Here is a 17,194-nt window from a genome sequence, read left to right as displayed (position 1 = left end):
CCGCAAACGCGGACGCAGATGTCCCGGGTTGCGCTCCGCTCCACCCGGGCTACGCGCTGGCCTACTTTGTGCGCAGCGCGTACAGGACGACCGCTATCAGTGAGAAAGCGGTCAGCACCACGCCGAGCCCGAACATCGCCTCGTGCGGCACGGTCGCAGCGAGCCATACCCCGATCGCCGCGCTCATCATCTGCCAGAAGCCGAGTAGCGCGGAAGCCGCACCCGCCTTTTCGCCGAAGGGCGAGAGCGCCTGCGCGACGCCGAGTGGGTTGACGATGCCCATGCCGAGCAGGAACACGCTCATCGCAGTCAGGAACGGCAGGAAGCTCGGGGTGAAGAGCGAGACGAAGAGCATGGCAGCCCCGCCGATGGCTGCTGCCAATAGCGCGCCCTTGATCGAGCGGTCGAGGCCAAAGCGCGGCGCAAGCCTTGTCGCGAGCCAGCCGGAGGCGAATACAATCAGCACGGTGCCGGCGAAGAACAGGCCGAGCTCGATCGGTGAGAAATGCAGCGCCTCGATCAAGATCCGGGGCGCGGCCGAGAACATCGCAAACAGACCTCCCATAATCAGGCTGACGGTTGCCGTTGGCACAACGAAGCGGCGATCTGCGATCAGACCGAGATAGGTGCGCGTGATGGCGAAGGGGTTGAGCGCAATCCGCGTCGAGTGGTGGGTCTCTCCGAGTGTGGCGCCATAAGCGAGCGCGCCAAGCGCCGCAAACGCCGCGACGAGCACGAATTCCGAGCGCCAGCCGAAATAGTGATCGAGCGCGCCGCCGAGCAGCGGCGAGAAACCCGGCGCCGCCGCCATCGCGATCATGATCAGCGCCATCGCGCGCGCCAAGGCGGCGCCGGTGAACAGGTCGCGGGCAATGGCGCGCGACAGCACCGACGTTGCGCAGGCGCCGGCGGCCTGGACGACGCGGCCGATTAAGAGGTTCGGGAGGTCTTCTGCAAGGCTGCACCAGACGCTGCCGGCAAAGAATACCGCGAAACCGATCAGGACCGGCCAGCGACGGCCGAAGCGATCCGAGATCGGACCGACCACGAGCTGGCCGAGCGCGAACATGGCGAGAAAGATCGTGATGGCCGACGTGACGGCCGCGGTCGTCACGTTCAGCGAGGCCGCCATCTGCGGCAGCGACGGCAGCAGGATGTTGGTGGCCAGCGTGCCGGTCGCCGCAAGCGCGGCCAGAACCGCGATCTGCAGCACGCCGGAGGAGGATCGGGGGCGAGATGCGGCGGCAGCATCAAGGGTTGCAGTCTGGTCAGTCATGGTGTTCCCGCTCGGATATTGAATGACATGTATCATACAAAGCGGGAAAGACCAGCCACTAATTTTGCCGTCATGGCCGGACATCCGGTCATGACGTAGAACATTCTCCAATCGTGGATGAGGTCAGTTGAGTCCTTCTCTCATCAACACGCCGCCGGTTCGCTGACCATGTCGGGTTGCCTGACGAGCGAGACCGCGGGCGACAGCAGGATCACCAGCGCCTGTGCGCCGAAGATTGCCGCGGCAAGGTAGAGGCAGGTCTCCGCGCCGAAAAGCCCGCCGACGATCGCGCCCAGTGCGGAGCCGAGCGGGCGCGCGCCGTAGCTCATGATGTTGATGGCGGAGACACGGCCGAGCAGCGAAGGCGGCGTCACCGATTGCCGGAGCGTGGTCGTCGAGATCACCCACAGGATCGGGCCGACGCCGAGCAGGAAGAAGCTCAGGCCCGCAAGCAGCGGCGTAGGGACGATCGTCGTCAGCGCCATGATGGTGGAGGCGATGAAGCCCGTCACCGGGCCGAGCCCGATCACCGTGCCGAACGCAAGGCGCCGCATCACCCGCGTCGCCGCAAGCGCGCCGACCACCATGCCGACGCCGTACATCGCGAGCGTGGTGCCGACGCCGATTGCGGAGAGGCCGAGATGCCTGACGGCATAGGGCACGAACACCGCGAGCAACAGGAAGGAGGCGGTGTTGAAGATGAACTGGGTGATGAAGACCGGCCGCAGCAGCTCATGACGGAACACGAACACGGCGCCTTCCTTGATCTCCAGCAGCGGATGTCGACGTGGCGCCGGCGCGCGGGCCGGCTCGTGGATACCGGCCAGCAGCACCACGGCGATCACCGAAAGCGCGGCAGCAAATCCGAAGGCGGGCGCGGCACCGACCCATCCGACCAGCACGCCGCCGAGCGCAGGCCCGCTGGCGAAAGCGACAGTGCGGGCCAGTTCGATCCGCGCATTCGCCGTCGGCAACTGATCCGGCGTCACCAGCGACGGCACCAGCGCAGGCGCGGCCACGCTGTAGGCAACCGTCCCGCACACAGCGATGAAGCCGAGCACCGAAAGCAGCGGCAGCGTCAACAGGCCGAGCAAGATCAGGAGCAGTGTTGCGGCAAGTGCCGCCGCACGCAACGCCTCGGAACCCGCCATCAGGACGCGCCGCGAGAAGCGGTCGGCGAGCAGGCCTGCGGGGATCGCAAACAGGATGAAGGGCAGCGTCAGTGCGGTCTGCAGCAGGCCGGTCTGGCCCTCGCCGACGCCGAGCAGGAGCACCGCTACGATGGGAGCAGCGGCCAGCGCGATCTGCTCAGCCGACTGTGCGGCGAGGTTCGACCAGGCTAGGCGGCCGAAGGTCGAAGGCAGGTGAGGGGTCTTGAGGGCGGACATGGCAGACTTCTGTCGAAGTTTTGAGTCCGCCAAAGTGTGTGGTTTGAGCTTCTCCGATCCCACCCGTTTCCCGACAAGCAGGAGGCCCGCCGTGGGGGGAACACGGCGGGCCATTGGATGCGATGGATGGTTCGGGACTATGCCCTCGTTTCCGCCGCCGGCTTGCTCAACGCCGCGGCTGGCGCCGCGATCGCCGCGCCGTTGGTTGCCGCTGGCACTTCCTCGGCGGCGCCCACTTCCGCCTTCCGCTGTGCCAATGCGCTGGTGAGGCTGGTCAGCGCATCCGGTCCCGTCGGGAAACCGGCCTCGCTAAGGATCTTGTCGATCATCGGTTTGAAGGCGGAGACCGACAGCAACTGCGCGGCGAGGCCGTCGCCCAATCCTATCGCGCCATTGCCATTCATATGGCCACTGCCGCCGCGGCCGAGCATGCCGCCGGTGTCGAAGATCCGGATGTCGGAGATCTTCTCGACCGGCTTGACGGCCTCCGCAAGCGCGTTCGGGATGATGTTGATGCGCGCGAGATTGAGGTCGTACTCAATGATCGCCGCGCTCAGTCTGTTGCGCGCTTCGGTCTTCAAGGTCGCGACTTCCGCTTCGGCCTGGCCGAGCGCCCTGACGCCGGCGGCACGGGTGGTGGCGGCATTGGCATCGGCCTGGGCGAGCACGTTGGTGGCTTCCGCCTTGTTGTCGGCGGCCTGCCGTTCGGCTTGTGCCATGACCGTGATCGGCATCGCCTCGGTCTCGGCCACCTTGCGCGCCGCGATCACATTGATGATGCGGTCGCGTTCAGCGATTTCGGTGGCCCGGGCGGTCGTGACCTTTTCCTCCGCGGCGATCGCAAGCGCACGCGCAGTTTCGGCAATGGTTTGCGCTTCCGACTGGTCCTTGCTCTTGTCGGCGACCAGGATCGCCGCTTCTTGCGCGACGATCTCGAGTTCACGATCGGCTTCGGTGGTGCGCCGCTTGACCGCGAGATCGGCTTCGATCTTCCGGGTGTCGCGGGCCTGGTTGGCCTCGGTCTGCTTGTTGGCGACCGCGAGTTCCTGCTGGATGCGGTATTCGGCTTCCTTCTGCAGGGCCGTCTGCTCGGCCTGCGCGGTCTCCGCGCGCATCGAGGCAGTCTTGTTGGCGATATCGCGCTGCTGGGCCAACTCCGCCTCGCGCTTGGTCAGCTCGATCGTCAGCGTGGTCTGGCGCGCGACCAGATCCTGCTGGGCGATATTCACTTCTGTATTGCGGATGATCTGGTTGCGTTCCTGCTCACGCTGCTTGGTGATGTTGGTCAGCGTGGTGAGACCGTGGGCATCGAAGAAGTTGCTCGGATTGAAATGCTTGATGTCGCTCTGGTCGAGCCTTGTCAGCGACACCGATTCAAGCTCGAGGCCGTTGTTCTCGATATCGGCGCCGACCGCATCCTGCACCGACTTGACGAATTTCGCTCGCTGCTCCTGCAGCTCTTCGAGATTCATGGTCGCAGCGACCGAGCGGAGGCCGTCGACGAATTTGGCCTCGATCAATTCGCGCAGTTCGACGGCGTTGTTGGTGCGGCTGCCCAGCGTCTGCGCCGCGAGCGCGATCGAAGAAGTGTCGGGTTTGACGCGCAGATAGAACTCCGCACCGATATCGACGCGCATGCGGTCCTTGGTGATCAGGGAATCCGGGCCGCCGCGCACGACTTCGAGCCGGAGCGTCTTCAGGTTGACCGCCGCCGTCGAGTGGAAGATCGGGAGAACGACCGAGCCGCCGTCGAGCACGACCTTCTGGCCGCCGAGCCCGGTCCGCACATACGCTTCATCCCGCGTCGACCGTTTGTAGAGTTTGGCGAACATCAACCCGATGACGAGGATGGCGAGGACGCCAATGACGACGGGTACAGCAAGTTCCCACATGATTATGCCCTGTATTATGCTTTGCTGGATGATGCTTGTTGTTCAATCAAGTCGGCGGGTGCGGCGATTGCGATAAAACTCTTGGCGTCGCGGTCGACCAGCAAGACAGCGGCGCCGACCGGCAACGCCTCGGAATCGCTCGCGGCACGCGCCGACACGGTATGCCAATTGCCGAAGACATCCTTGAGACGGACGCGACCGGGAAGTCCTTGATCCAAAGGACCGACGGTCACGGTGGCGACCTTGCCGACAAAGTCGCTATCGCTCACCGCATAGGTCTCGTCCCGCGGGATGATGCGGGCGAGACCGCGACTTGTGGTTCTGATCAGAGGAACGCTGGCGGCCGCGGCTGCCAGTGCAACGATCGAAACCGGCAGGGCGGTGCCCACGCTGTGAGCGAGGCCCTGGATCAAAAATCCTCCGATGGCGAAGATGCCGAGCGCCAGGATGATGAGGATCAGGAGAGGCAGTCGGCCGGCATTGATCCAGAGAAACAGACCGTTGAGGCCGTTGTTCTCGGCGTCGACAGAAAAATCCTTGCCGAAGAATTCGCTGATTGAAAATCCGATCATGGTAGTGAGCAGTTCAATACCGCCCAAGGCCACCATGATTGCTGCCGCGACCGCGAAGGGCCGTACGTCGGGGGCGAGCAGAATGTCGCCGATTGCACTCATTGTTGCGACTTGATCCTTTCAAGCCGCGCCGCGATTTCCTTCTCGCGGTGCAGTCTATCGAGCTCGTCGAGCTCTTTGTCGGCGAAGACGCTGGAGGCAGGAACACCCGTCACCCGCGCGATCGCCGCCATGGCCCGATCGGGACTCACAGTTTTGGTCGCTGCTGAAGCCCGTCCGGTTTCATGCACCGCTTGCTGCGCGAGACTTTTCTCGAGATCGGCAAGCCGGGATTCCGCTTCGCGCCGTGCCGCAAGCATCGCCTGTAACGCCTTGGTCTGTTCGTCGATTTCGAGCTCGACGAAATCCATCGCGCGTTCGAGTGCAATGCCCTGGGACTCAAGATCAATTTGTCGTGCAACGCCGGCGCGCGCGAGATCTTCGCGACCCTCGGTGAGCGCCAGACGCACTTTTTCGTTCAGGCTTGCGACTTCGGCGTCGAGTTCTTCGCGCCGCTGCTTGAGGCGGAATTCTTCGGCGCGCGATTTGCCGAGCGCATGGCGCGCCTCGTCAGCGCCGGCGTCGATCTCGCGGATCGCCTGTTTCACGAGGGCGACCTTGTTGCTGTTTTCCGCGTTGTCGAGCGTCTGGCTGGCGATGGCCGCCAGCAACCGTCCCATGCGTGCGAGGATACCTTCGTGAACCATCGTCTTCTCCTCCGGTGGTGTTGATTTCGATTTGACGGCGATGTGGATTTCGTAAGTCCTGCCGTCCGAGACCAAGTGAGCCGGGAAGGGGCTTTCCCAGCCGGCAAGATATCCCGGCACTTCGAATTGGACCAAGACGCGTCCTTTGACAGTGCTAACGGTGAGTGAAGTTGGTCCCTTGATCGAGAACAACTTCTCGTCGAGCGGAATGCGACGCACGGTCGCGCCCGGCACGTAGTTGGCGCGGTCGCGCAAGCCGAGCGTGACGAGGCGCGCCGGTAGATCGGTCTCCTTCCGGATGCTTTCGTAGGCCTGGGCATGAAGAGCGACCAGATTGGCGCCGACAGGGGCAACCTCGGCGAGAATCGCCATCATCCGGTCATAGGCGGCGAACGTCGCCTCGATCGCAGCGATGCCCGCTTCATCGGGTGCGAGCGCATAGCGCAGGGTCGCCGTCGGTGTTTCCGGGAGCAATTTGATCATATCAAACAGTAAAGCACTTCCTGAGTGCTTTACAAGATGCGAGGGTCGCATTTCGGCCTCGGCGTAGTTGCAAATGAATCGCAACAACAAGGCCGATTCCGGCATTCTGGCGTTATGGAGGTCCGATCAGCGGTCTCACCCTCCGCCAAAGATGCGAAGCGCCACTCGGGCTAATGTGCCGATGCGTGAGATGAAGGCGGTGGTCGGAAAGCGTTGTTCACGGCAGGCGACGCGACGGCCGGTGTCAGTTCACCATTGGCCGCCACGATCAGCAGGCTAAGCTTCGATGCAAGCCCGTCAGAAGTTGCGCTGGGCGCGAAGCTGCAGTTGGAACGTGTCCTGATCGCTGAACTCGTAGCGCGCGGTAGGCTTGGGGGCCGAAGCTCCAAGGACCGCGGAGCCCTGGAATTTCTGGTCGAGGTGGAACCACATGAATTCGGCGGAGAAGGTCAGGTTCTTGACCGGGGTCCAGCGGGTGATGAGACCAAGCTGCGACAAGTTGAAGTCGGGGTTGCAGACGTAGTCCGCACTGACGGCTTTGCCGGGCGTGGTGTAGTTCGCGCAAATGAAGGCCTTGGCCGCGCCGTCATAGCGGACGCCCACATACGAGCCGAAGAGGCTCGACGACCAATATGGGTCCCAGTTGTGGTTGAATGCACCGCGAACGCCAAAGGCCTCCGTCAGATGCAGCGAGCCGTCGCCGCCGGCTGCGACCGGCAGATAGACGGCGTCGGTCGTCGCACCGAATCCGATGCTCTGATAAGCGCCAAAAGTGCTGGAGCTGCCGAACATGGCAAAGCTCGGCGAGGTTGAAGCCGACGAGATAACGTACTTCGTCGCTCCCTTGGAATAGCTCACGTCCATCTTGATGTCGTCGCCGGGACCGGTCGGGATGTTCTTGATCTGCAACGCCGCCATCACCGCGCCGCCCCATGAGGTGTCGGGATGTCCGGAAAGCTCGGATGCTCCGGTCGGCGCCGCGCCTGGCAGGCCGACGGCGCCCGCTGGCGCTCCAAGGGCGTTCAGGACATTGTAGGAGGCGTTGACCTCATGCGCCGCGGCGGAAATCTGGAACAGACCCCAAGCCTGGTCGACGCGGATGTTGCCGACCACCTCGGGCGCATGGACGCCGGCGTAAGCGTTGCCCGTGTTCAGCGTGGCGTTCAGCGGCAGCGACAGGTTGTAAACCGCGGTGCGGTCCCATACCGTTGGATCGTCGAGGCCGATGGTGCCGGTCACTCCGTTGCCGAAATCCGCAGTGTATTGGATGTTGTTGACGCCGGTATCATTGTTCTGGCCGCCGAGCAGGAAGTCCGTGATGTTGCCGGGGAAACCCTGCCAAGGCGAGGAGTAGGCAGACGCCGACTGACCGAAGGTGAAGCCTGCGAACTGGATAAAGAGGAACTGGATGGTAGTAACGCCGCCGCCGGGAGTGTCGAGCAGCTGCGAGTTTGCGACCGGCAGCGAGCCGTTGATCGAATTCGGGTTGAAGGTGTTGTTGCCGAGCGTAGAGAACTGAAACCGGCCCTGCCCGAAGGTACGGACTACGCCATAGTCGGTGGCGGTGCGGGTGTCGATTGACAACAGCATACGGGAGCGGGCGGCGAAGTAGTCGAAGTAGCGGTTATGTTGTCCTGCGTCGCCGTTCCAGGCCGGCGAGCCCTGCACACCGCCATTGAATGTGGTGTCGACCCGGAGATAGCCACCGATCTTCATGCAGGTGTCGGTACCGGGGATGAAGAAGAAGCCTGGGCCGTAAGCCGAGCAGATCTTCACATATTCGATGGGCTTCGCCTTGATCGGAAGATCGGCCGCATGCGCACCGCTGGCTGCCATCAGCCCCGCGGCGGTGCCGAGGATCAAGGTTCTCATTGTCGCCATTGCTGGCCTCCACTGTGAACTGCACGCCCCATACCCACCCGGCGAGCCCTAGCGCGGGACTTTATGTCGCAGTGTGACGGCCGCATTACATGAGCAGGTTCGCGCGGTAGTGTGACTTTACCGCAACGCAGCAAGCACTCGCCCGAGGCTGCGGCTGCGGCGACTGGCGGATGTGACCTCATCGACTTCCCAGATGCAGTTGCAAATGAGTTGCAACAAAAAATGTTTTCCGGCATTGTGGCATCATGGATGCCCGATCGCCCCGACTGATCCCCGACACCGTAACGCAGGTGCTGCCGACCTCAACCGGATGGCGCGCCGATGCGCCGGATACCCGAAGCCTCCCCGAGGTGAACTCGACGGTCGAGATTCCGACGGCGGGCCGGTGGTGGCGCCGGCTGCTTGCCTTTGCCGGACCGGGCTATCTCGTGTCGGTCGGCTATATGGATCCCGGCAATTGGGCGACCGACCTCGCGGGTGGCTCGAAGTTCGGCTACACGCTGCTTTCGGTCATCCTGCTGTCCAACCTGATGGCGATCCTGCTGCAGGCGCTCGCGGCCCGGCTCGGCATCGTCACTGACCGCGACCTGGCGCAGGCCTGCCGGGCGACCTATTCGCGCCCAGTGAACTTCCTGCTGTGGATCGCCTGCGAAGCCGCGATCATCGCCTGCGACCTGGCGGAGGTGATCGGTACCGCGATCGCGCTGAAGCTCCTGTTCGGCATTCCCCTGATCGGCGGCGCGCTGATCGCCGCGCTCGATGCCTTTCTGCTGCTGCTCCTGATGAACCGCGGCTTCCGCTTCCTGGAAGCCTTCGTGATCGCGCTTCTGATCGTGATCGCGACCTGCTTCGCGATCCAGGTCTCCGCCGCGGCGCCGCCGATTGCCGCGATGCTGCGCGGCTTTGCGCCGTCGAGCGAGATCTTCACCAATCCCGAGATGCTCTACATCGCGATCGGCATCATCGGCGCGACCGTGATGCCGCATAATCTGTATCTGCATTCGTCGATCGTGCAGACCCGCGCCTACGAGCGCAGCGAAGAGGGGCGGCGGGACGCGATCAAATGGGCGACGACCGACTCCACGATCGCGCTGATGCTGGCGCTGTTCATCAATGCCGCGATCCTGGTGGTCGCGGCCGCGACCTTCCACCGGAGCGGCCATTCCGATGTCGCCGAGATCGGCCAGGCCTTCGAGCTGCTGTCCCCGCTGCTTGGCCTCAGCATCGCCTCGACGCTGTTCGCGGTGGCGCTGCTCGCCTCCGGCCTCAACTCGACGGTGACGGCGACGCTCGCTGGCCAGATCGTGATGGAAGGCTTCCTCAGCCTGCGGCTGCCGAGCTGGGCGCGGCGGCTGCTGACGCGGGGCATCGCGATCGTGCCGGTCGTGGCCGTCACCGCGCTTTATGGCGAGCGCGGCACCGCCGAACTCCTGGTGTTCAGCCAGGTCATCCTCTCGATGCAGCTTCCCTTTGCGGTCATTCCGCTGGTGCGGTTCGTGTCCGACCGGCGCAAGATGGGCAAGTTCGCGATATCGATGCCGGTTGCCGCGGTCGCCTGGCTCGTGGCGAGCGTTATCGTCATCCTGAATGTGAAGCTGCTGTTCGATACCTTCTTCGGCTGAGCGCCGGTCAATCCTGCGGCTCTGACGCCATGTCGCCGGCCGCGTCGACCCGGAGCCAGCCGCTCGGCGCGAGGCGCTGCTGCGGCAGGAAGCGCGCCTTGTAGTCCATCTTCTTGGAGCCCTCGATCCAATAACCGAGATAGACGTAGGGCAGTCCGAGCCGGCGCGCGCGGGCGATGTGATCCAGGATCATGAAGGTGCCGAGCGAGCGGTTCTCGAACGAGGGCTCGAAGAAGGAATAGACCATCGACAGGCCGTCGCTCAGCACATCCGTCAGCGCCACCGCGATCAGTTCCTCGCCGCGACCGGTGATGCCGCTGTCGATGCCGCGCTTGCGATACTCGATGATCCGGGTCTCGACATGGCTGTCCTCAACCATCATCGCGTAGTCGAGCACGGTCATGTCAGCCATGCCGCCGTGGCGGTGGCGCCGGTCGAGATAGGCGCGGAACACGGAATATTGTTCGGAGGTCGGCACTGCGGAGCGCTGCTCGCCGACCAAGTCGGCATTGCAGGCCATGACCTTGCGGAAGCTGCGCGAGGGCCGGAACTCGTTGGCGATCACGCGCACCGAAACGCAGGCGCGGCACTGGTCGCAGGCCGGCCGGTAGGCGATGGACTGGCTGCGACGGAACCCGCCATGGGTGAGCAGATCGTTGAGATCGCCCGCTTTGTCGCCGACCAGATGCGTGAACACCTTGCGCTCATGGCGACCTGGCAAATAGGGGCAGGGCGACGGCGCCGTCAGGTAAAACTGCGGAGTATCACGCGAATGCTGGGTCACGACGGGTCGTCAGGCCTCCGAAACAGCCCCCCAGCATCGCGCCCCGGAGGCTAGCGGTCAATCACCTTGCTGGGCTCAATTGGCTGGCTCAATAAGTGTGCGCTGCGGATGCCGCGTGAGCGCGGGCCGAGCTGTTGATGATAACGGTTCCGAGCACGATGTCGTGCAGCAAACGCCGCCGGCTGTTGAAGAGGCCGAATAGCAGCACAAGCGGCGAGAGGAAGGAGATCGAAAGCCAGAACAGCACGGCATGCATGGCGCCGAGCACGAAATAGCCCGGTGCCCCGTACCAGGTGCGCAGCTCCAGATCCATCATCCGCATCCCGACGGTCGCCGAAGAGGCACCGCCGATCGACGCGCCGTAATAGACGACCGCCCAGACGATCGTGGCCGGCCACGCCAGCCAGAACAGCGCCCAACCGAGGCCAAGGGTGAGCAGGCCGAAGACGGCAATGAAAAAATACCCAAGGATGACGGGGACCGAAAGCACAACCAAGTCGATGAGGAAGGCAAATACCCGCCGGGTCAGCACGCCGCGGAACAGTTCCGGCTCCAATCGCGGATCGAACGCATGCGGCGGCACGCCGCCGGCGTTACGCCAGGCACCGTAGTTACCCGAACCGCCGTAAGACATAATCTCCCCTCCGACTGGGACTATCCCGGGCAGCACATGGGAACGGGCTGCCCGGGTGCCAAGGTCCGGAACCCCAGCAAGCGCAAATATTCGGCGATTCGGAGGCTATGGCGAGTAGGGAGTGGCGAATTGCGAATAGCGAGACCTCCATTCGCTACTCGCCATTCACTATTCGCGCTCCCTCAGCTTCTCCGCGGCTTGCGGTGCAAAATACGTCAGGATGCCGTCGGCGCCGGCGCGCTTGAAGCCGACCAGGCTCTCCATCATCGCGCGCTCGCCGTCGATCCAGCCATTGCGCGCGGCGCCCGCGATCATCGCGTATTCACCTGATACCTGGTAGACGAAGGTCGGCATCGCAAACGTGTCCTTCACCCGGCGCACGATGTCGAGATAGGGCATGCCGGGCTTCACCATCACCATATCGGCGCCTTCGGCGATATCGAGCTCGACCTCGCGCAGGGCCTCGTCCGAATTGGCGCTGTCCATCTGGTAGGTGCGCTTGTCACCGGTCAGCGTCTTGGCCGAGCCGATGGCGTCGCGGAACGGTCCGTAGAAGGCGGAGGCGTATTTCGCCGCATAGGCCATGATCTGGACGTCGCCAAAACCCTCGGCGTCGAGCGCCTCGCGGATCGCGCCGACGCGCCCGTCCATCATATCAGACGGCGCGATGATATCGCAGCCGGCCTCGGCCTGCACCAGCGCCTGCTTCACCAGCACCGCGACCGTCTCGTCATTGAGGATCCTGCCGTCTTCAATCAGCCCGTCATGGCCATGGCTGGTGAAGGGATCGAGCGCGACGTCGCAGAGCACGCCGATGTCGGGGAATTCCTTCTTGATCGCACGCACCGACTGGCAGACGAGATTGTCGGGATTGAGTGCCTCCGAGCCCTGCTCGTCGCGGAGCGACGGCTCGGTGTAGGGAAACAGCGCGATGCAGGGGATATTGAGCTTGGCCGCGCGCTCGGCGTCGCGCACCGCCTGGTCGACACTTAGTCTGTCCACGCCCGGCATCGAGGCGACCGGGGTGCGGACATTGTGGCCGTTAACGACGAACAGGGGCCAGATCAGGTCGTCCGTGGTCAGCACGTTTTCGCGCACCAGCCGCCTGGCCCATCCCGCCTTGCGGTTGCGGCGGGGCCGTATGGTCAAATCCAGCGGCGGGGAGGCGAGGGCGGTCTGCCGCTTTGGCGCATCGCGCAGTTCGATCGGGCGCCCGAATTTGATCGCCATGGGCTTGTTCTCCTGAAGTCGGCAGACGGATTTCGATTTGATCTAATTCTAGCATCCTCGTCCAGTAACGTCACGGCGCCGTTGATCTGCCGCAACTGCAATTGATTTTGCCGGCCGGGCGGGCCAAGACTGCGCCGATGACCCATTTCGCTTCCACGGACAGCTTCTGCGATGTCTGACACCTCCGCGCGCGACCAATCGCGGGACAATGCGATATCGGTTGCGGCGATGTCGTCGGACCGGATCCAGCGGGACGAGAATGTATGGACCCGGCGGCTCGTCTTCTTCCTCCGCCTCATGGCCGTGGTCTCGATCGCCAAGGGCCTCTACCACTGGGCGCAGGTGACGGGATTCGTCGGCTCCGAGGAGGAGGCCTTCGAGAACCAGTCGATGGCCTGGCAGACCGCGACCATCTACTTCGCCGTCATCGAGCTCGTCGCCGCCGTCGGGCTGTGGCTCGCCACGCCCTGGGGCGCGGTGGTGTGGCTGACCACCGTCGTCTCGATGGCAGTGATCGAATTGATGTTTCCGAACATCTACGGCGGCAGCCTGACGGTGGTGGTGTTCGAAGCGCTGATGCTCGCCGGCTATCTCGCGCTCGCCTGGATGGCCGCACGCGAACGGCCGCCATAGCGCGCATTAACGTGCGTGTGCAGGAAACACGATCGGCGCCGCGAAAATTTTCAGAAAATTTCACGGTAACCCTTCGCTCACCGTAAAGGGTTCCCTCATATCTATTACGCGGTCGTTTCGAATTTGAGCGAAGCTGTTTCCGATTGTGACAGGGCATGCAGACGAAGCGTGAACAGGAGCGCTCCACCGTCAATGAAGGGTTGCGAAAAGTCCTTGATTGACGGGCTTAATCCGCGATTCACTGTCTTAAATTCATGATCTCTTTATTGTCTTATTTAAGCTGATGTTCAAACGGCCCCCTTAAGTTGAACCTATCAGGCGGGACACAAGTTTCGTCGAATAAGTCGATAAAACGACAACAGGGGAAGTGTCATGATCAAAGCCGTTGCCTCAACGGCGGTGGAAACCGCTGATCGCGCCGCCGGCCAGCCGACGGTTCAGTCGCTCTATCTCGAAGCCCTTACGCTGGTGGAGCGGCTGCATCGCCGGCTGCTCGACGTCATCAAGGACGAGTTCGACCGCCGCGGGCGCGCCGACATCAATTCGGTGCAGGCGCTGTTGCTCTACAATATCGGCGACAAGGAATTGACCGCGGGTGAGCTGCGCACGCGCGGCTACTATCTCGGCTCCAACGTCTCCTACAATCTGAAGAAGCTCGTCGAGCTCGGCTTCCTCGATCATCAGCGCTCGCGTGTCGATCGCCGCTCGGTGCGCATTCGCCTCACGCCGCAGGGCCAGGAGATCCGCCGCATCGTCGATGCGCTCTACCAGAAGCACGTCAAGACCGTGGAGCAGGTCGGCGGCATCTCGAACGAGGAGTTCTCGACGCTGAACAAGTCGCTGCACCGGCTCGAGCGGTTCTGGACCGACCAGATCCTCTATCGCCTCTGACACCTTCAAGACTTCGCACCTCCAAGACTTCGCACCTCCAAGACTTCAACACCTCCAAGACTTCAACACCTCCAAGACTTCGCCAGATCCAAGACTTCGCCAGAGCGGCCAAGCCGGCCCGATAGAAGACCGGCGAGCCGTCATCCTCCAGCAAAGCGCATCGACTGTGCCCGGTCGGTGCGCTTTGTTTTTGGCACCGCAAAAAGAGTCTCGCGGAACAGGGAACCAGTTGCGCCCTCGCGCTTTATCTCGGGCTATGGAGAGCGAGATGCTGGTCGAGCGCGGAATGTGGGCGATGAATGTCGAAGTGGTCGGCGAGGCCTACGCCATTGCCTCCAACTATCTGCGCAGGACCGGCACCATTCCGGACAGTTATGCCACCAACGAGCAATTGCTCACGATCATCGTGCAGATGTTCCGGCGCGGCGAAACCAACAGGATCAAGCTCGCCAACAAGGCGATCGCCGAGTTCGAAGCAGCACAGCTCGTGATCTGATCATTCCCAATCGGAGAAAGTGATGGAAGCCGCGATCGATCGCATCATGCACACCTATGACCTCCTTGCGAACCGCACCGCCGCGGCGAGCGACGAAGCGCGGGCGAAGGTGACGGAATATGTCCGCACCTTGTTCGAAGCGGGCGAGACCGACCCGCACCGGTTGACGGTCTGCGGATTGACGTATTTGCGCCAGCTCGACGGTTCCACCGATCATGTGAAGGCGGGGTTTACGGGGCTGTAGTGTAGCGCGAGTTGTCGCCGCATCCTCTGTAGGGTGGCCAAAGGCGCACTTGCGCCGTGCCCACCACCCAGTGCTGTACTCGCGATGATGGGCACGCTTCGGTTTGCCCACCCTACGGCGTCGTCGCAGACTTCATGATTCAAATGTCAAACAGCTCTCCGCTGTCATCGTCCGGCTTGACCGGACTATCCAGTATTCCAAAGACCGCAGTGCTTGAGCCGAGAGGCCGCAGGTTACTGGATGCCCCCGCCTTCGCGGAGCATGACGGTGGAGTGTGTGAGAGGATATGCGTCCGCATTCTCGCGGCGCGTTGCGTCCGAGCTTTGCTTCAGTTTCCGCCCTCTCATCGAACAGAGGGCGCAGGGAAAGCCGGGTGCCGGTTGCACCCGTGGGTCCCGTGCAACAAAAAGCACGGGGGTAGGACCACAGGTTCAACCGAAGCATTCCGGCTTTCCCTGCGCGATGGTGTTACGGCTTACTTCGCGCTCTCCCCGGTGACCGGGCTTTCTTGCCACCGTCATCTCTCGCGCGAAAAAAGTTCGCGCGAAAAACTTAGCGCCAGCGTCGGGGCGCCAGGACCACACGACTTCGCCGTCCGTGATGCGCGCGCTCGTCAGTCGCACGCATCGCGTCCACCGCATCTCACCGCAACGTTCGTGACGATCGCGATCCGCCCCTCATTCGCGTGAGACGCGCGGAGTTAAATCACTGATTTGCCCGACGACGGAAGCGGAATGTTTTTTGCGTGATGACTGGACGTGGCAAATCACTTTGGAATCGCTTGCAAATTCTCTCTCGGTCATTCCGGGGCGATGCGACAGCATCGAGCCCGGAATCCATCTCGCTGTTTGCGCCTCCGGCCCGATGGATTCCGGGCTCGTCCTTCGGACGCCCCGGAATGACGGGGATGGCGTGAGCGAACGGTTGGCACCTGCGGAACTGGCAAATCCCGCCGACCCCACCATATCTGGCATAATTGTCGCTCGCCTACCGCAACCGCTTGGCCGGCACCCGGCGATGTGATAACGCTGACCGACCAGCTTCGACCGCCCACATTTGACCGACCGCATCCTCTAAAGGCTTGCGGCGGTGGAGATATTTCGCCGATGACCTCTTCCTCCCCGAGCGCCAAATCCGGTTCCGCGCCTGATTCCTTCTTCAGGGCGACCCTTGTCGAGGCCGATCCTGAAATCGCGGAGGCGATCAAGGGCGAATTGGGTCGGCAGCGCCATGAGATCGAGCTGATCGCTTCCGAGAACATCGTCAGCCGCGCTGTGCTGGAGGCGCAGGGCTCGGTGATGACCAACAAATACGCCGAAGGCTATCCGGGCGCGCGCTACTATGGCGGTTGTGAGTGGGTCGACGTCGCCGAGACGCTGGCGATCGAGCGCGCCAAGAAACTGTTCGGTGCGAAGTTCGCCAATGTGCAGCCGAACTCAGGCAGCCAGATGAACCAGGCGGTGTTCCTGGCGCTGCTGCAGCCCGGCGACACCTTCATGGGCCTCGACCTCGCCGCCGGCGGCCATCTCACCCATGGCTCGCCCGTCAACATGTCCGGCAAATGGTTCAAGGCTGCGCACTACACGGTGCGGCGCGAGGACCAGATCATCGACATGGATGCGGTCGCCAAGCAGGCCGAACAGGTCAAGCCCAGACTGATCATCGCCGGCGGATCGGCCTATTCACGTGCCTGGGACTTCAAGCGCTTTCGCGAGATCGCCGACAGTGTCGGCGCCTATCTCATGGTCGACATGGCGCATTTCGCGGGCCTCGTCGCCGGCGGCGTGCATGCTTCGCCGGTGCCGCACGCGCATGTCACCACCACGACGACGCACAAGTCGCTGCGCGGCCCGCGCGGCGGCCTGATGCTGTGGAATGACGAGACGCTGACCAAGAAGCTCAACTCGGCGATCTTCCCGGGCCTGCAGGGCGGCCCCCTGATGCATGTGATCGCGGCCAAGGCGGTTGCGTTCGGCGAGGCGCTGCGGCCGGACTTCAAGGTCTACGCCAAGAACGTGGTCGAAAATGCCAAGGCGCTGGCGGAAACGCTGCACGGCCATGGGCTCGACATCGTCTCCGGCGGCACCGACAACCATCTGATGCTGGTCGACCTCCGGCCGAAGGGGCTGAAGGGCAATGTGTCGGAGAAGGCGTTGGTGCGCGCCGCCATCACCTGCAACAAGAACGGCATTCCGTTCGATCCCGAGACCCCGTTCGTCACCTCCGGTTTGCGGCTCGGCACGCCCGCGACGACCACGCGCGGCTTCGGCATCGCCGAGTTCAAGGAAGTCGGCGGCATGATCGCGGAAGTCCTGACCGCGCTGCAGCAGTCGCCGGAGGGCAAGGCGCCGCTGGTGGAAGCCGCGATCAAGGAACGCGTGAAGGCGCTGACCGACCGCTTCCCGATCTATCAGTAAAGGCT

At 63.2% G+C, this 17,194-nt stretch carries 15 protein-coding genes; 6 read left to right on the top strand and 9 right to left on the bottom strand.

The genetic code is table 11. The features are described 5' to 3' along the window. Positions 1 to 61: 61 nt before the first annotated feature. From ACZYOF_RS12425 to ACZYOF_RS12400, 6 genes are all read right to left on the bottom strand, one after another. Positions 62 to 1,276 carry a Bcr/CflA family efflux MFS transporter gene (locus ACZYOF_RS12425; protein WP_130582032.1) on the bottom strand — a complete coding sequence of 405 codons (1,215 nt, stop codon included), beginning with the start codon at positions 1,274 to 1,276 and terminating at the stop codon, positions 62 to 64. Between the two features lie 143 nt (positions 1,277 to 1,419). Continuing rightward, complete coding sequence (locus ACZYOF_RS12420) at positions 1,420 to 2,664, bottom strand: MFS transporter (RefSeq protein WP_463715923.1); 1,245 nt, start codon at positions 2,662 to 2,664, stop codon at positions 1,420 to 1,422. 137 nt (positions 2,665 to 2,801) lie between these two features. Continuing rightward, on the bottom strand, positions 2,802 to 4,559 hold the full coding sequence (locus ACZYOF_RS12415; protein WP_463715928.1) for a flotillin family protein: 1,758 nt from the start codon (positions 4,557 to 4,559) through the stop codon (positions 2,802 to 2,804). 11 nt (positions 4,560 to 4,570) lie between these two features. Further along, positions 4,571 to 5,230 carry an OB-fold-containig protein gene (locus tag ACZYOF_RS12410; RefSeq protein ID WP_282530752.1) on the bottom strand — a complete coding sequence of 220 codons (660 nt, stop codon included), beginning with the start codon at positions 5,228 to 5,230 and terminating at the stop codon, positions 4,571 to 4,573. Then, positions 5,227 to 6,357, bottom strand: coding sequence for a PspA/IM30 family protein (locus ACZYOF_RS12405; protein WP_394569123.1), 1,131 nt, complete (start codon positions 6,355 to 6,357; stop codon positions 5,227 to 5,229). The genes ACZYOF_RS12410 and ACZYOF_RS12405 overlap by 4 nt, the downstream gene beginning before the upstream one ends. A gap of 297 nt (positions 6,358 to 6,654) precedes the next feature. Continuing rightward, a complete protein-coding gene (locus ACZYOF_RS12400) occupies positions 6,655 to 8,238 on the bottom strand; it encodes a porin (RefSeq protein ID WP_463715922.1) in 1,584 nt (527 codons plus the stop codon). A gap of 245 nt (positions 8,239 to 8,483) precedes the next feature. On the opposite strand from ACZYOF_RS12400, the gene ACZYOF_RS12395 reads away from it, so the two are divergent. Next, positions 8,484 to 9,860: an Nramp family divalent metal transporter gene (locus ACZYOF_RS12395; protein WP_282530182.1), complete on the top strand. Its 1,377-nt coding sequence runs from the start codon at positions 8,484 to 8,486 to the stop codon at positions 9,858 to 9,860. Between the two features lie 7 nt (positions 9,861 to 9,867). On the opposite strand, the gene ACZYOF_RS12390 is transcribed toward ACZYOF_RS12395, so the two are convergent. From ACZYOF_RS12390 to hemB, 3 genes are all read right to left on the bottom strand, one after another. Beyond that, entirely contained in the window at positions 9,868 to 10,644 is a 777-nt protein-coding gene (locus ACZYOF_RS12390; RefSeq protein ID WP_463715921.1) for an arginyltransferase, read from the bottom strand. An 88-nt stretch (positions 10,645 to 10,732) separates the two neighbouring features. Further along, on the bottom strand, positions 10,733 to 11,278 hold the full coding sequence (locus ACZYOF_RS12385) for an RDD family protein (RefSeq protein WP_463715920.1): 546 nt from the start codon (positions 11,276 to 11,278) through the stop codon (positions 10,733 to 10,735). Positions 11,279 to 11,446: 168 nt separating this feature from the next. Beyond that, the gene (gene hemB / locus ACZYOF_RS12380) at positions 11,447 to 12,508 is read right to left on the bottom strand and encodes a porphobilinogen synthase (RefSeq protein ID WP_463715919.1); all 1,062 of its coding nucleotides are present in this window, start codon (positions 12,506 to 12,508) and stop codon (positions 11,447 to 11,449) included. Between the two features lie 171 nt (positions 12,509 to 12,679). On the opposite strand from hemB, the gene ACZYOF_RS12375 reads away from it, so the two are divergent. The 5 genes from ACZYOF_RS12375 to glyA all read left to right on the top strand — a co-directional run bounded on the left by ACZYOF_RS12375 (position 12,680) and on the right by glyA (position 17,189). Continuing rightward, positions 12,680 to 13,141, top strand: coding sequence for a DUF6163 family protein (locus ACZYOF_RS12375; protein ID WP_463715918.1), 462 nt, complete (start codon positions 12,680 to 12,682; stop codon positions 13,139 to 13,141). Positions 13,142 to 13,513: 372 nt separating this feature from the next. Beyond that, positions 13,514 to 14,032, top strand: coding sequence for a transcriptional regulator LdtR (gene ldtR / locus ACZYOF_RS12370; RefSeq protein ID WP_130584250.1), 519 nt, complete (start codon positions 13,514 to 13,516; stop codon positions 14,030 to 14,032). Between the two features lie 268 nt (positions 14,033 to 14,300). Beyond that, a complete protein-coding gene (locus tag ACZYOF_RS12365; protein ID WP_282530179.1) occupies positions 14,301 to 14,528 on the top strand; it encodes a hypothetical protein in 228 nt (75 codons plus the stop codon). Positions 14,529 to 14,550: 22 nt separating this feature from the next. After that, positions 14,551 to 14,772, top strand: a complete 222-nt coding sequence (locus ACZYOF_RS12360; RefSeq protein WP_130584248.1) for a hypothetical protein — start codon at positions 14,551 to 14,553, stop codon at positions 14,770 to 14,772. A gap of 1,106 nt (positions 14,773 to 15,878) precedes the next feature. After that, a complete protein-coding gene (gene glyA / locus ACZYOF_RS12355; protein ID WP_463715917.1) occupies positions 15,879 to 17,189 on the top strand; it encodes a serine hydroxymethyltransferase in 1,311 nt (436 codons plus the stop codon). The last annotated feature ends 5 nt before the right edge of the window (positions 17,190 to 17,194 follow it).

This window comes from Bradyrhizobium sp. LeoA1Lang (assembly GCF_055413685.1).
Note: the sequence above shows the minus strand (reverse complement) of the source record. Positions and strands in the feature narration are given on the sequence as shown.